Consider the following 14,328-nt stretch of genomic DNA (forward strand, 5'->3'; position numbering starts at 1 on the left):
TGAGCATCCCCCATTCAGTCCCCTCTCCCTCCGGGAGAGGGCTAGGGTGAGGGGCTCTTGATTTTGCTCTCTCCACCGGTCACCTCGCTCAAATTTTTGTTGCCCGCCACGCACCGTTTCGGTTATCAATTTGTACATGATTAGACAGGTACGATTCGACAAGAAGCAAAGGGTGGTCGACGAGCTCGTCCGACGCATCGAAAGCGGCCTCATGGAGGACGGCTTTCTGTTGCCCGGCGAACATCAGTTGGCTCAAGAATTCCAGGTCAGCCGTGGCACCTTGCGTGAGGCGCTGGCCGAACTGAAGCGGCGTAATTACATCGCCACGCAGAGCGGTGTCGGTTCCATCGTCACTTTCGACGGTGTCGCGCTGGATCAGCGCAGCGGCTGGGCGCAGGCGTTGGCCGACAGCGGGGCGCTGATCAATACCGAAGTGTTGCGCCTCGAAGCCGTGACGCGGCCAGATCTGCTGGTGCATTTCGGCACCGATCAGTTCATCACCCTCGACCGTCGCCGGCGCGCCACCGACGGTACGCTAGTGTCTCTGGAACGATCCTTGATGCCGGCCAACGGCGGCCTGGAAAGCCTGCCTCGCGTCGGTTTGATCGACAATTCCCTGACCATCACCCTGGCCGCCTACGGCTACATCGGCGAGCGCGGCGATCAGTGGATCGGCGCCGAGCCGCTGAATGCCGAAGACGCCGAGCTGCTCGGCCGTCCGGTCGGCACGGTGTTTCTCAAAGCCTTGCGCACCACCTACGACCGGCAGAACCGTTTCATGGAACAGGTGGAAAGCCTGCTCGACCCGGTGCACTTTCGTCTGCACCTGCAATTCGGAGAATCGAAATGACCGCGCTCAACCGTGCGCTTGGCGCTTTCTATGGTCTGGCCCTGGGTGACGCGCTGGGCATGCCGACGCAGTCGCTCGATCGTGAAACGATCAAGGCGCGCTTCGGCCAGATCACTGATCTGCAGGACGCCGGCCCACTGCAACCGATCGCCGCGAACATGCCCAAAGGCTCGATCACCGATGACACCGAGCAGGCGATCCTGGTCGGCGAGTTATTGGTCGAAGGTCACGGCCGCATCGAGCCGGCGGTTCTCGCCCAGCGCTTGATCGAATGGGAAGCCGAGATGCAGGCCAAAGGCTCGCAGGACTTGCTCGGCCCGTCGACCAAGCGCGCCATTGAAATGATCCTCGCCGGGCATTCCCCGGAAGAAGCCGGGCGCTACGGCACCACCAACGGCGCGGCGATGCGCATTACCCCGGTGGGCATTGCCGCGAACGTGGCCGACCCGCAGCGCTTCATCACGGCGGTCGTGCAGGCTTGCCAGGTGACGCATAACACCACGCTGGGGATTTCCAGTGCGGCGGCGGTGGCGGCGGTGGTCTCTGCTGGCATCAATGACGTCGATCTCGGCGAGGCGCTGAACCTTGGCCAGCAGATCGCCCAGCAGGCCGAAGCCCACGGGCATTGGGTGGCTGGCGGGCGCATCGCCTCGCGTATCAGTTGGGCGCGCAGCATCAGTGTCGACAGCGACAAGGCGCTGCTGGCGGATCTGCTCTACGACGTAATCGGCACATCGGTGGCTTCGCAGGAGTCGGTGGTGGTTTCATTCGCCCTGGCCCAGCAAGTGGCCATCGGCGAGATGACTGCATTCGAAGCGCTGTGCATGGCCGCCAGCCTGGGCGGCGACACGGATACCATCGCGGCGATTCTCGGCGCCATGCTCGGCGCCTGCCTGGGGCTTGAGTGCTGGCCGCAGCCGATGATCGAAACGGTGAAAGCTGTTAATCAGCTGGAGCTTGAGCCTTTGGTGCAGGGGCTGTTGGCCTTGCGCTGATTGGGCTGGCGCCTTCGCGAGCAAGCTCGCTCCCACAATTGGAATGCATTCCCTTGTGGGAGCGAGCCTGCTCGCGAAAGGGGCGACGCATTTCTAAAGAATTCACACAGCAATGGATCGCACAGACAGGCCTCGGAAGGCCGGTTGTCTTGTCGTTTTGCATCATTGCCACAACCACAAAAAAGGCAAACAGGAGCATCTTCATGAGTTCATCAAACGCCGGGCAAAGCGTCGGGCAACTGGAAACCCGGGGCATCGAGCCGGTGCCGGAAGCCGAGTGCAACGGTCATCCGCTGCAGCTGTTCTGGGTCTGGTTTGCGGCGAATATTTCCATCCTCGGCCTGCCGCTGGGCGCCACGCTGGTGGCGTTTCGCGGGCTGGCGATCTGGCAGGCGATCATCGTCGCGATTCTTGGTGCCGCCGGTTCGTTTGCCGTGGTCGGGATCATTTCGATTGCCGGGCGGCGTGGCCGCGCGCCGAGCCTGACGCTGTCCCGGGCAATTTTCGGCGTACGCGGCAACATCGGCCCGACGCTGGTTTCGCTGATGTCGCGTCTGGGTTGGGAGACCGTTAATACCACCACCGCTGCCTTCGTGCTGCTGTCGCTGTGTTCGATCCTGTTCGGCTCGCCGGTCGAGGCGAAAAGTGCGCCGGTCCTGACGCTGATCTTTATCGCCATCTTCGTCCTGCTGACCTTGTCGGTGTCCGGCCTCGGCCACGCGACCCTGCTGGTGATCCAGAAGTGGGCGACGTACGTGTTCGGTGCGCTGAACATTCTCGTCGGTGGTTTTCTCTGCGCGACGATCGACTGGAGCGCGGTATTCAACGCCACGCCAGCACCGCTGAGCGCAATGATCATCGGCATCGGCACCATGGCCGCCGGCACCGGCATCGGCTGGGCCAACGCCGGTGCGGACATGTCGCGCTATCAGCATCGCAGCGTCAAGGCTGTACGCCTGGTGGCGTCGGCGGCGTTCGGCGCGGGCATTCCGCTGGTGCTGCTGATCACTCTCGGCGGCTTGTTGTCGGTGGGCAACAATGATCTGGCGTCGGCGACTGATCCGATCGTGGCGATCCGCGACATGCTGCCGACGTGGATGGCCGTGCCGTACCTGATCACCGCGTTCGGCGGTCTGCTGCTGTCGAACAACCTGTCGGTGTACTCCGCCGGCCTGACCACGCTGACCCTGGGCCTCAAGGTCAAACGGGTCTACGCGGTGGTGGTGGATATCGTCGCGATCTTCGCCGGCTCGATCTACTTCATGCTGATCGCCGACAGTTTCTACGGCCCGTTCATTACCTTCATTTCCCTGCTGGCAGTGCCGATCACTGCCTGGGTGGGGATCTTCGTGGTCGACCTGATTCACCGTCACTACTACAGCCCCAAAGACCTGCTCGACGTCGGCCCGAGCAGCGCCTATTGGTATCGCGGCGGCATCGAGTGGCGCGCGTTTGGCGCCTGGGCGATCGCCATCGTCCTTGGTTTCAGCTTCACTACCATCGGCACCACGGCAGAAAACGTCTGGTTCAAGGGCGTTCTGTCCGACTCCTGGCTGGGCCACAACGGCCTCGGCTGGATCGTGACCTTCGTCGTCGCCGGTGGCATTTACCTGATACTTGGCGGCGCGAAAGATCGCCGCGCCGCGCAACCCGAGAATGCTCATGCCTAAGATGTTGCACACCGGCCAGGTCATCATCGACCTGGTCATGGCCGTGGAAAAACTGCCGCAGATTGGCGGCGACGTGCTGGCGCAGTCGGCGGGGTTCGAAGCCGGTGGCGGCTTCAACGTGATGGCCGCTGCGGTGCGCAACGGTCTGCCGGTGGTTTACCTCGGTCGCCATGGCACGGGGCGTTTCGGTGACTTGGCGCGCCAAGCGATGCAGGCGGAAGGTATCTGCATCGGCATCCGCGAACCGGCCGAGCGCGATACCGGTCTGTGCGTGGCGCTGACCGATGCGTCGGCTGAACGCAGTTTCATTTCCTACATCGGCGCTGAAGGTGAGGTGACCGAGGAGGACCTGAGCAGCGTGGCTGCCGAGCCCGGCGATTACGTTTATCTCAGCGGTTACAGTCTGCTGCACGAGGGCAAGGCGCAGGCGTTGCTCGACTGGACGCTGGCGCTGCCGGCGGCGGTCAATGTGGTGTTCGACCCGGGGCCGTTGGTGGAGTCACCTGACGCGCCGATGATGCAGGCATTGCTGCCGCGCATCGATGTGTGGACCAGCAACAGCGTCGAGGCGCTGCGGTTTACCGGAGCCGATGAGATTGGTATAGCGATGGATCGCCTCGCGGAACTGCTGCCGGAAAGTGTGCTGATGGTGGTGCGCGACGGGCCGCAGGGTTGCTGGATTCAGCAGCGGGGCGAGCGTCGACAAGTGCCGGGGTTTGTTGTCAAAGCGGTGGACAGCAATGGCGCCGGTGATGCGCATGCCGGGGTGTTTGTTGCTGGATTGGCGCAGGGGTTGGAGGCACCGGAAGCGGCGCGGCGGGCGAATGCGGCGGCGGCGCTGGCGGTGACTCGCTGGGGGCCGGCGACATCGCCGGGGGCGGGTGAGGTGGACGCATTTATCCGCGAGTCCTGCCGCGACTGACATGAGGCCTTCGCGAGCAAGCTCGCTCCCACATTGGATCTACGTCGTACACAAATCTTCTGTAGGAGCTGCCGAAGGCTGCGATCTTTTGATCTTGAAAAGCAGAAGTTCGCAGCCTTCGGCAGCTCCTACAGTGGGCGTCGTTCTAGCTCGCCTTGCGCAACGCCTCGATCAACTCCTGCTTGCGCATCGATGAGCGCCCCGGAATATTCTTCGCTCGGGCTTCCTTCATCAGGCTATCGACAGTCTGCGTATCCTTCGAAGTTTCGCTGTTACGCGAATGTCCCTTGCGGCTGGCCACCGCGCGGCGCGATGATTCTTTGCGATCTTCCGACTTGGCACTGGCGGGCTTCTTGCGACCCGAACCGCCGGACTTTTCGCCGCCACCGGATTGTTTGTTGACCGTCGCCCAAGCGCGCGCCTCAGCTTCATCTTTCGACACGCCTTTTTTCTCGTAGCTGTCTTCGATGTGCTCGGCTTTGCGCTTCTGTTCGCTGGTGTATTTGTCTTTGCTTCCACGAGGCATGGGATTTCTCCTCAAGTTGCGGATCCGGCCGCTCGCCGCTTCGACGGCGAGCGGCTTGGCACTACTGCATATCCAGTTTGCGCGCCGCTTCGACGCCGGCAGAACTGAGCTTGATCGGCAGGTTCAGCGAGTGTTCGCCCGCTTCGCTCATGGTCACATGACCATGATGAATCAGCCCGCGATCCTGCAGGGCGGCGAGGGCGCTAGCCACGACCTTCTCGCCCCGGTAGTTGTCCAGCACCTCCTTGCCCAAGCCATTGGGATGCGCGTGCAACAGGCGAGTGAGAACTTCTTTTTCCAGGTCTTTGTCGACGTTCATGGTTACCTCTTCATGGGAGTGAATAGGGCGCTCGCGTCGGCGAACTACTGACCGGCACCTTCGGAACCGGAGCCACCTGTGGTGGTTTTCGAGCCGACACCGGGGCCGGCATTGTCAGGCGCAGTGGCGGGAGAATCAGGCGTGTTCATGCCACCCTGACGCCCCGGATCACTGCCTTGAGTGCGCGGGTCGGTGCCGGTGGCGGGTGGCTGATTGATCAGCGGCACGCCGGAGCCATCGGTGTTCATTCCGGGGGCACTGTTGATGGCGGGCGCGCGTGGCGGGGTCGGATCGGTAGGGCCAGTGCCCGCTGCCGTGGACGAGGCGGCGAACACCGCAGGGCAGAGCAGGGCGCTGAAGACTAAAGCGGTCAACCTTGACGGGATCATAGGGCTTCTCCAGTGATTGGAATCCTTACACTGGATTGGTCAGCCCTGATGACGGATTGGTGCCTGATGATCGACGAACGGTCTTCGCCGGGGTCATGTGGCTGCTGTTCAGACGATGCCAATTTCCTCCTTGAACTGCTCCATGAAACCCTTCAGTCGTTGATGACGAATTTGCGCCAAGCGCTGACCGGTCACGGTCTGAAAACCGTCGGCCAGATGTAGCAGTTTGGTCTGGAAATGATCGAGGCAAAAACGCGTGTCGTCGTACTCACGCTCAAGCGCTTCGGGATCCTGCGGGTCGTACAGCGCCGAGCCCATGCGTCCCGCCACATAGAAGGTTCGGGCAACACCGAGCATCCCCAGCGAGTCGAGGCGATCGGCGTCCTGGACGATTTTCGCTTCGAGAGTGATTGGGGTGATGTTGGCAGAGAAGCTGTGGGCTTCGATGGCGTGGGCGACGTTGCTGATTTTCTCGTTGGGCCAGTCCAATTCCTTCAGCACGGAAGAAGCTTTGTCCGCTGCCAGACGCGAAGCTTGCGAGCGTAGCGGCGAGTTTTTTTCGACCGATACGCAGTCGTGCAACAGCACCGCTGCGAGCAAAACCTCCAGATCGCCGCCTTCGGTCGCATGCAGGGTGCGTGCGGTGTGCCAGACCCGCTGCAGGTGGACGATGTCGTGGGCGCCGTCATCTGACGACTCCAGTGTGTGCCGAATCAGCGCTGATGCCAGTGCTTCCATCGGCGCAAAACAGTTAACGGTCATAAGCATCCTTTCAGAATTTGCGATATCAACTGTGGGAGCGAGCCTGCTCGCGAAAGCGTCATTTCAGTCAAACGTTGATTCAACTGACAGAATGCTTTCGCGAGCAGGCTCGCTCCCACAAGGGCAACAGTGTTCAGCAAATTGGGCAGATCAGTATGTTTGCCATGTGACGAGCGCCGCTGCGCGCCTTAGTATGGCGCTTTAATTTGCAGACAAGGCCTGTCCATGACGATCGAAATCCGCGCGGCGACCCCCAGCGATGCGCCGCAAATCCTCGCCTTTATCACCGAACTGGCAGATTTCGAAAAGGCCCGTCACGAAGTCATCGCCAGCGTCGCCGACATCGAACGCAGCCTGTTCGGCGAAGGCGCCACCGCCCACGGCCTGATCTGCCTGCGCGACGGCTCGCCGATCGGCTTCGCGGTGTTCTTCTTCAGTTATTCAACGTGGCTGGGCAGCAATTGCCTGTACCTCGAAGACCTCTACATCACTCCCGAACAACGAGGCGGCGGCGCCGGCAAAACCCTGCTGCGCCACCTGGCAAAAATCGCCTGCGCCAACGACTGCGGCCGCTTCGAATGGAGCGTGCTGGAATGGAACACCCCAGCCATCGAATTCTACAAATCCCTCGGCGCACAACCGCAGGAGGAGTGGGTGCGGTATCGCATGGACGGCAAGGTGTTGCGAGAGTTTGCCGAGGGCTGAGCACAATGATGGCAATCTACTACTGATTCAGTTGTCGCCACCGCTCTAGTCCGGCATTCTGTGCGCCATTTTTGCGCGCTCACGGACGACACCTGCAATGCATTTGGCAAAATTTCTCCGCGCCTGTGGAGCCCTCGCTGCGTCAATGAGTGACCAGCTATGAGCGGACTGCAGGCGTCCATGCGTCTGTATGGTCTGGTGAAAACCACCGGCTCTTCTGACGACCCGAATCGACAGGCTGTCGAAATTCTCTGCATGGCCCAGCGCACTGGCGGCGTGGCTATACGGGCTTTCGTGTCGCGGCTTGATGCCGAGTTGATGACGCGCAGTGCCGACCTTGGCGACTACCGCGTGGTAGCGCTGAGAACCTTTGATCCCACAGCGATTATCGACGCCCATCAAGGCTGGCTGATGCTGCACATCTGTTGCGGCTTCGTCGCTCTCGCCGGTCATTCTCTGTTGAAAAACGGTGCGTTGATCCCGATGGGCTGGCACGTCTACTCCGAAGTAGGGCGCTGGACCTCCAGGCATCATCTGGACCTTGGCGTGGAAATGGGCGACTTACTGCAATCGACTTTCGAGCGCAATCACCTGCGCAACTACAACGCCTGGCTCAACGAACTTGATGATGCAACGCCTGCCGAGTTGAGTTGGCAAGCCAACGAAGCCTGGCGTGCCATACAAACCGCGACAGCACCTGAAAGCCGTGAGCATTGTCATGCTCTGTTCGACCCGGTCGATAATCGCTGGCGCTTTGTCGCGACCGACATCGACATCTATCAGCCATCCCCGGCACCCCTTAAGCAAGGAGCTTTGAATTGAGTGGTAAACCCGCAGCTCGCGTCTCCGACCCAACCGCCTGCCCACTGCCAGGTCACGGCACCAACCCGATTGTCTCCGGCTCGCCGGACGTATTCTTCGACGGCCTCGCTGCTGCCCGCATGACCGATAAATCAGCGTGTGGCAGCCCTATCACCGAAGCGGTCTCCGGCACTGTTTTCATTAACGGCCTGAACGCCGCGATGCTCGATAGCACTGGTGGGCATGGCAATGTCGTGATCGGTGGCTCGGGCACGGTGATCATCGGCCAAAGTGGGGGAGGGGCCGCATTTAGTGGGCTGTTGCCGATGCCGGTGCATTTCACTGACAGGTTGCAAGTAGTCAATTAGGACACCGGAGAGCCGGTCTCTTATCACCCTTACATCATTCAGCGGGGTGACGGCAGTGAAGAGTCTGGCGTGACGGATGCGGCGGGATTTACCCATACCGTCAGTTCGCACCTGGCTGAGACGATTAAATTATTTGTGGAGTAATTAGAGATGGCAAATGGAAGTGCTACAGCAGAGGCTCCACCACCGCCAATGGCGAAAAGGGATCCGGTGAGTCATACACTTACTTGCAAGACAGATCAATCGGTCAAGCAAGTAACAGTAAGCGTCCGCGATGCAATGGTTTTTCTTGTTGGTGGAGCTGGCGATCAGGAACGGTATTACGTTGATGGTCCCAATCACAATGTCGACTATGTGCGAGACATGGTCGACGCGGACATCGAAGCGCTGGAAATACAGAAATCTTGTACGACGTTGCCTCTTGGTTATAACTCATTTATGAGTGAGGAGGATTTGGAGCGTAACGTTATTCGAAAAATTCCAAGTTGCAATACTGCGATTTATATCATTGGCCACAGTTTGGGCGGCTGGAACGGTGCTCATTTGTCTGCGATTTTAACCGAGCGCGGTTTCAAAATAAAAATTTTGGTGACCCTGGATCCCGTAGGACACGGCAAAATCGTATATGGTATTTCGAAAATATATCGTCAGGTTCCCAAGCCTAAAGCGCAGTATTGGGTAAATATCAGGGCAGCTGCGGTCGATTGGAACCTGTCAGATCTGGTTGCAGACTTCGGTGAGCAATGGGAGATCTCCGAAGGACCGAACGTCATGGGGCGGCTCGATATCAATCACGCAGATGCCAACTCTATGTATGCTCACGCCTTGCCCGGTGGAAAGTCAGCGCGACAGATTGTAGCGGAGTCAATATTCAAATGGATTAAGGGGTAACTACCTGTGAAGGTTTTAATCTTGACAATATGTATGTCGGTACTCTCGGCTTGTTCTTTGAATCATGGTCGGCCCATTGCTAACCTCAAATACGAAAAGACAGAGCGGCTTCGTACTACCGGAATTTATCAAGTTTATTTCAAGTCCGACGTGGAACTTCTCGGCCTGTTCAAGTCGTCTATAGGGCGTGGGCTGGTCTGCTCGTTGACGAATGACCTTGATTTCTCTCAGGCACACCGAATTAAACAGTCCGGCTTCGGGTTTATCGAGAGGGTTTCGCCGGACTCGTTAATCTATAGAGCAGATGTCATTTTTGACGAGTCGGTAGACGATGAGGGGGGAGAAAGGCGCCTGAAAGGGGAAACACTGGATCCCTTTTTAAAAGCCAGAGATTCCTTTTCCTGTGTGTATAGAGTCCACTCCACTACATACAAGACGTATTTTTCCAAGATTATGCGGGTACCTAGCGCGGATTTGCTGACAACTGGACCTGCAAAATAAAAAGTATCCCGTCCGGCCTTGCCTCTTTCGAGGGCCGCTCTCCCTGAGTATTTCCCGACCGCAGCGGCATGGCGAACCTTGCATTTTTGTCCGTGCAAGCCTGACTCGGCCCTTCGATCGCCATCGTTGCAGCCCAAGAGGGGGCGCTTTGAGTGAGGTGATACCGTTACTGTTGATTTTCCCATAATGTGGGATCGATATTTATATATTGAGATTTCCCGTCCCTCGGGTTTATAGTCCATCGCACTCACTGCCAAAAACAAAACAGGTGAAGCGATGCAGGCGCAATTGATCGCGCTCGATTGGGGGACGACCTCATTACGTGCTTACAAACTCGCGGCGGACGGTGTGGTGCTGGAGCAGCGTGCGCTGTCGTCCGGGATCATGCAGTTGCCCAAGACCCCGCGAATCATCCACGGCCGTGAATGCGCCGATGGTTTTGAACTGGCCTTCGACGAAGCCTGTGGTGACTGGCTCGATGCGCAGCCGGATCTGCCGGTAATCGCTTGCGGCATGGTCGGCAGTGCACAGGGCTGGCGCGAGGCGGCTTACTGCGAGACGCCGGCCGACGTCGCCCATCTCGGAAATTCCCTACAAACTGTTCTCAGCCTGCGCGGCACGCCGGTGCATATTGTCCCTGGCGTGATCCAGCGTTCGCGTCTGCCCAACGTGATGCGCGGCGAAGAAACCCAAGTCCTCGGCGTGCTGCAAAGTCTGCCGGCCGAGGCGGGTAACGATCTGTTGATCGGCCTGCCCGGCAGCCACTCGAAATGGGTGGAAGTGGTCGATGGCCGCATCACCCATTTCGATACGTTCATGACCGGCGAAGTGTTTGCGGTGCTCAGCGAGCACAGCATTCTTGGCCGTACCCAGAAGCCGAGCGCGACCTTCGATGCGCAGGCGTTTGATCGCGGCGTGCAGATCGCGCTTTCGGCGGATGCCGAGCTCGGTGTGCTGTCGACCTTGTTCAGCGCCCGTACCCTCGGCCTGACCGGCGAACTGAGCCCGACTGCTCAAGCGGATTATCTCTCCGGCCTGATGATCGGCCATGAGCTGGCCGCACTCGCCAATGTGCAGCGGCGCCGGCGCAATCAAGCGAATCTTCCATCGATCGTGCTCATCGGCAACGCGCAATTGTGCGCACGCTATCGACGCGCCCTCGACGCCTGCGGCTTTGCTCAGGTGACGCTGGCCGAGCAGGCCACCGAGCGTGGCCTGTGGCAACTGGCGCGCGCCGCCGGACTGATCGATTCCTCATCCCGTTAACCCTGACTGGAGGCCTGACATGCTCAAGCAAGCACTGGCACAAAACGGTCTGATCGCGATTCTGCGTGGCCTGCAACCGCAGGAAGCGGCGGCTGTCGGTGAAGTCCTGTATTCCGCCGGATTTCGCGTCATCGAAGTACCGCTCAATTCCCCGTCGCCGTACGAAAGTATCCGCATCCTGCGTGATGCGCTGCCCGCCGATTGCCTGATCGGTGCCGGCACGGTGCTCAGCCCTGAGCAGGTCGAGCAGGTCAAAGCTGCTGGCGGACAGGTGATCGTCATGCCGCACAGCGATGCCAAGGTTCTGCGCGCGGCGAAAGCGGCGGGCCTGTACCTGTCGCCGGGCGTGGCCACGCCGACCGAAGCCTTCGCCGCACTGGCTGAGGGTGCGGACATTCTCAAGCTGTTTCCGGCCGAGCAAATGAGCCCGGCGGTCGTCAAGGCCTGGCTCGCGGTGTTGCCAGCCGGCACGGTGCTGGCGCCGGTCGGCGGCATTACGCCGGACAACATGCAGGCCTTTATCGACGCCGGTGTGAAAGGTTTCGGTCTCGGTTCCGGCCTGTTCAAACCGGGCATGACGCCCGAGCAGGTGGCGGTCAATGCCAAGGCCTACGTGGCTGCCTGGAAAGCCCTGCGTTAAGAATTTTTGGGCGCTGTGTGCGCTGCATCTAATAAAAGCTGCATTTACAAAAGAGAGCACAGATGAAAATCACCAAACTCACGACCTTCATCGTCCCGCCGCGCTGGTGCTTCCTCAAGGTCGAAACCGACGAGGGCGTGACCGGTTGGGGCGAGCCTGTGGTTGAAGGGCGCGCCCATACCGTAGCGGCTGCGGTGGAAGAATTGTCCGACTACCTGATCGGCAAAGACCCACGCAATATTGAAGACATCTGGACCGTGCTCTATCGCGGCGGCTTCTACCGTGGCGGCGCGATTCACATGAGCGCGCTGGCCGGTATCGACCAAGCGCTGTGGGACATCAAGGGCAAGGCCCTCGGCGTGTCGGTCAGCGATCTGCTCGGTGGCCAGGTGCGCGACAAGATTCGTGTCTATTCGTGGATCGGCGGCGACCGTCCGGCCGACACCGCGCGTGCGGCGAAAGAAGCAGTGAGCCGTGGTTTCACGGCGGTAAAAATGAACGGCACCGAAGAACTGCAGTTCCTCGACACCTTCGAGAAAGTCGACCTCGCCCTGGCCAACGTTGCCGCCGTACGTGATGCGGTGGGGCCGAACGTCGGTATCGGCGTCGACTTTCACGGCCGCGTGCACAAGCCGATGGCCAAGGTGCTGATGAAGGAGCTCGACCCGTACAAACTGATGTTCATCGAAGAACCGGTGCTCAGCGAAAACTACGAAGCGCTGAAAGAACTGGCGCCGCTGACCAGCACGCCGATTGCCCTCGGCGAGCGGCTGTTCTCGCGTTGGGACTTTAAACGGGTGTTGAGCGAAGGCTACGTCGACATTATCCAGCCGGATGCCTCCCACGCTGGCGGCATCACCGAAACCCGCAAGATCGCCAACATGGCCGAAGCCTACGACGTCGCGCTGGCGCTGCATTGCCCGCTGGGACCGATCGCGCTGGCGGCGTGTTTGCAACTCGACGCGGCTTGTTACAACGCGTTTATCCAGGAGCAGAGCCTGGGCATCCATTACAACGAGAGCAACGACTTGCTCGACTATGTGAAGGATCCGCGCGTCTTCGACTACGACCAAGGCTTCGTCAAGATCCCGAACGGCCCGGGGCTGGGCATCGAGATCAACGAGGAATACGTGATCGAGCGTGCCGCCGTCGGCCACCGCTGGCGCAACCCGATCTGGCGTCATGCCGATGGCAGCTTTGCCGAGTGGTGAGTCTCTGACTCGCTAGCATCAGATCGTTCCCACGCTCTGCGTGGGAATGCCTCAATGGACGCTCTGCGTCCGCTGCTGGGACGCGGAGCGTCCCGGGCTGCATTCCCACGCGGAGCGTGGGAACGATCAGTTCTCCGAGGGAGAGGAGATCTGCGTCATGACCTCAACAAACATAAAAAGAGGCATCTCTCATGCAAACGCACACCCTCTCCGGGCAGGCGTCTTTAGTCACGCCTAGCCGCAAGCGATTTTTCATCATGGTGTTGCTGTTCATCACCGTGGTCATCAATTACCTCGACCGCAGCAACCTGTCGATTGCCGCGCCGGCGCTGACCAGTGAGCTGGGCATCGATCCGGTTCACGTCGGTCTGATCTTCTCCGCCTTCGGCTGGACTTACGCTGCCATGCAGATCCCCGGCGGCTGGCTGGTCGATCGCGTGCCGCCGCGCATCCTTTACAGCGTCGCGCTGCTGCTGTGGTCGGTGGCCACGGTGATGCTCGGTTTCGTCAGCAGCTTCATCGCCCTGTTCGTGCTGCGCATGGCCGTCGGTGCGCTGGAGGCGCCCGCCTATCCGATCAACAGCCGCGTGGTCACCACCTGGTTTCCTGAGCGCGAGCGCGCCACGGCGATCGGTTTCTACACCTCCGGACAGTTTGTCGGCCTGGCCTTCCTGACCCCGGTGCTGGCGTGGCTGCAACATGCATTCGGCTGGCACATGGTGTTCGTCGCCACCGGTGCGGTGGGCATTCTGTGGGCGCTGATCTGGTACGCGGTGTATCGCGAGCCGCGCGATTTCAAAGGCACCAATCAGGCGGAGATCGACCTGATCCGCGAAGGCGGCGGGCTGGTCGATATCCAGGCCGAGGCGGCCAAGGTCAAGGCCAGATTCAGTTGGACCGATCTGGGCATCGTCCTCAGCAAGCGCAAGTTGTGGGGCATCTACCTCGGCCAGTTCTGCCTGAACTCGACGCTGTGGTTCTTCCTCACCTGGTTTCCGACCTATCTGGTGAAATATCGCGGCATGGACTTCATCAAGTCCGGTCTGCTCGCATCGCTGCCATTTCTTGCCGCGTTCGTCGGCGTGTTGTGCTCGGGATTCTTTTCCGACTTCCTGATCCGGCGCGGCTACACCGTGGGCTTCGCGCGCAAACTGCCGATCATTGGCGGGCTGCTGATTTCGACTTCGATCATCGGCGCCAACTTTGTCGAGTCGACGCCGCTGGTGATTGCCTTCCTCGCCCTGGCATTTTTTGGCAACGGTCTGGCGTCGATCACCTGGTCACTGGTGTCGACGCTGGCACCGGCGCGGTTGCTCGGCCTGACCGGTGGCGTGTTCAACTTCATCGGCAACCTGTCGGCGATTGCTACGCCGATTGTGATCGGCTTCCTCGCCAGCGGCGATTCGTTCGCGCCGGCGATCACCTACATCGCCGTGCTCGCGCTGGTCGGTGCCTTGTCCTACGTGCTGCTGGTGGGCAAGGTCGAGCGTATCGAGTTGTAGTGCTCTGCGT

15 protein-coding genes and 1 pseudogene are annotated in these 14,328 nt (G+C 60.1%); 12 read left to right on the plus strand and 4 right to left on the minus strand.

Annotation, left to right across the window (positions count from 1 at the left end; genetic code table 11):
- The first annotated feature begins 136 nt into the window (after positions 1 to 136).
- The 4 genes from AAEZ10_RS10190 to AAEZ10_RS10205 all read left to right on the plus strand — a co-directional run bounded on the left by AAEZ10_RS10190 (position 137) and on the right by AAEZ10_RS10205 (position 4,437).
- A complete protein-coding gene (locus AAEZ10_RS10190) occupies positions 137 to 850 on the plus strand; it encodes a GntR family transcriptional regulator (RefSeq protein WP_073472290.1) in 714 nt (237 codons plus the stop codon).
- Entirely contained in the window at positions 847 to 1,845 is a 999-nt protein-coding gene (locus tag AAEZ10_RS10195) for an ADP-ribosylglycohydrolase family protein (protein WP_350569046.1), read from the plus strand. Before AAEZ10_RS10190 ends, AAEZ10_RS10195 begins: the two co-directional genes overlap by 4 nt.
- Before the next feature lie 203 nt (positions 1,846 to 2,048).
- Positions 2,049 to 3,515 (plus strand): purine-cytosine permease family protein, encoded by a 1,467-nt coding sequence (locus AAEZ10_RS10200; protein ID WP_350569048.1) that lies wholly within the window; start codon positions 2,049 to 2,051, stop codon positions 3,513 to 3,515.
- Complete coding sequence (locus AAEZ10_RS10205) at positions 3,508 to 4,437, plus strand: PfkB family carbohydrate kinase (RefSeq protein WP_350569050.1); 930 nt, start codon at positions 3,508 to 3,510, stop codon at positions 4,435 to 4,437. Before AAEZ10_RS10200 ends, AAEZ10_RS10205 begins: the two co-directional genes overlap by 8 nt.
- Before the next feature lie 145 nt (positions 4,438 to 4,582).
- Here AAEZ10_RS10205 and AAEZ10_RS10210 read toward each other — a convergent pair whose 3' ends face one another.
- The 4 genes from AAEZ10_RS10210 to AAEZ10_RS10225 all read right to left on the minus strand — a co-directional run bounded on the left by AAEZ10_RS10210 (position 4,583) and on the right by AAEZ10_RS10225 (position 6,433).
- Positions 4,583 to 4,963 (minus strand): Rho termination factor N-terminal domain-containing protein, encoded by a 381-nt coding sequence (locus AAEZ10_RS10210; protein WP_071173202.1) that lies wholly within the window; start codon positions 4,961 to 4,963, stop codon positions 4,583 to 4,585.
- Positions 4,964 to 5,024: 61 nt separating this feature from the next.
- Entirely contained in the window at positions 5,025 to 5,282 is a 258-nt protein-coding gene (locus tag AAEZ10_RS10215) for a hypothetical protein (RefSeq protein WP_110646004.1), read from the minus strand.
- A gap of 44 nt (positions 5,283 to 5,326) precedes the next feature.
- Complete coding sequence (locus tag AAEZ10_RS10220) at positions 5,327 to 5,671, minus strand: hypothetical protein (protein ID WP_071173201.1); 345 nt, start codon at positions 5,669 to 5,671, stop codon at positions 5,327 to 5,329.
- Positions 5,672 to 5,779: 108 nt separating this feature from the next.
- Entirely contained in the window at positions 5,780 to 6,433 is a 654-nt protein-coding gene (locus tag AAEZ10_RS10225) for an HD domain-containing protein (protein ID WP_350569052.1), read from the minus strand.
- Between the two features lie 225 nt (positions 6,434 to 6,658).
- Here AAEZ10_RS10225 and AAEZ10_RS10230 point away from each other — a divergent pair, with 225 nt between their 5' ends.
- The 8 genes and pseudogenes from AAEZ10_RS10230 (at position 6,659) to AAEZ10_RS10265 (ending at position 14,318) form a co-directional block, all read left to right on the plus strand.
- Positions 6,659 to 7,138: a GNAT family N-acetyltransferase gene (locus AAEZ10_RS10230; protein ID WP_197891417.1), complete on the plus strand. Its 480-nt coding sequence runs from the start codon at positions 6,659 to 6,661 to the stop codon at positions 7,136 to 7,138.
- A gap of 159 nt (positions 7,139 to 7,297) precedes the next feature.
- The gene (locus tag AAEZ10_RS10235; protein WP_350569054.1) at positions 7,298 to 7,960 is read left to right on the plus strand and encodes a hypothetical protein; all 663 of its coding nucleotides are present in this window, start codon (positions 7,298 to 7,300) and stop codon (positions 7,958 to 7,960) included.
- Positions 7,957 to 8,451: pseudogene (locus AAEZ10_RS10240) on the plus strand (PAAR domain-containing protein). Before AAEZ10_RS10235 ends, AAEZ10_RS10240 begins: the two are co-directional and overlap by 4 nt.
- A 6-nt stretch (positions 8,452 to 8,457) precedes the next feature.
- Positions 8,458 to 9,198: an alpha/beta hydrolase gene (locus tag AAEZ10_RS10245; RefSeq protein ID WP_071173197.1), complete on the plus strand. Its 741-nt coding sequence runs from the start codon at positions 8,458 to 8,460 to the stop codon at positions 9,196 to 9,198.
- A 777-nt stretch (positions 9,199 to 9,975) separates the two neighbouring features.
- The gene (locus AAEZ10_RS10250) at positions 9,976 to 10,965 is read left to right on the plus strand and encodes a 2-dehydro-3-deoxygalactonokinase (RefSeq protein WP_350569056.1); all 990 of its coding nucleotides are present in this window, start codon (positions 9,976 to 9,978) and stop codon (positions 10,963 to 10,965) included.
- A 19-nt stretch (positions 10,966 to 10,984) separates the two neighbouring features.
- Complete coding sequence (locus AAEZ10_RS10255) at positions 10,985 to 11,605, plus strand: 2-dehydro-3-deoxy-6-phosphogalactonate aldolase (RefSeq protein WP_073472308.1); 621 nt, start codon at positions 10,985 to 10,987, stop codon at positions 11,603 to 11,605.
- Between the two features lie 62 nt (positions 11,606 to 11,667).
- Positions 11,668 to 12,816 carry a galactonate dehydratase gene (gene dgoD / locus AAEZ10_RS10260; protein WP_016770960.1) on the plus strand — a complete coding sequence of 383 codons (1,149 nt, stop codon included), beginning with the start codon at positions 11,668 to 11,670 and terminating at the stop codon, positions 12,814 to 12,816.
- Between the two features lie 191 nt (positions 12,817 to 13,007).
- Positions 13,008 to 14,318 carry an MFS transporter gene (locus tag AAEZ10_RS10265; protein WP_130888462.1) on the plus strand — a complete coding sequence of 437 codons (1,311 nt, stop codon included), beginning with the start codon at positions 13,008 to 13,010 and terminating at the stop codon, positions 14,316 to 14,318.
- Positions 14,319 to 14,328 lie beyond the last annotated feature (10 nt).

This window comes from Pseudomonas sp. H26/SER47-MNA-CIBAN-0231, from assembly GCF_040310465.1.
Taxonomy (GTDB): domain Bacteria; phylum Pseudomonadota; class Gammaproteobacteria; order Pseudomonadales; family Pseudomonadaceae; genus Aquipseudomonas; species Aquipseudomonas atacamensis.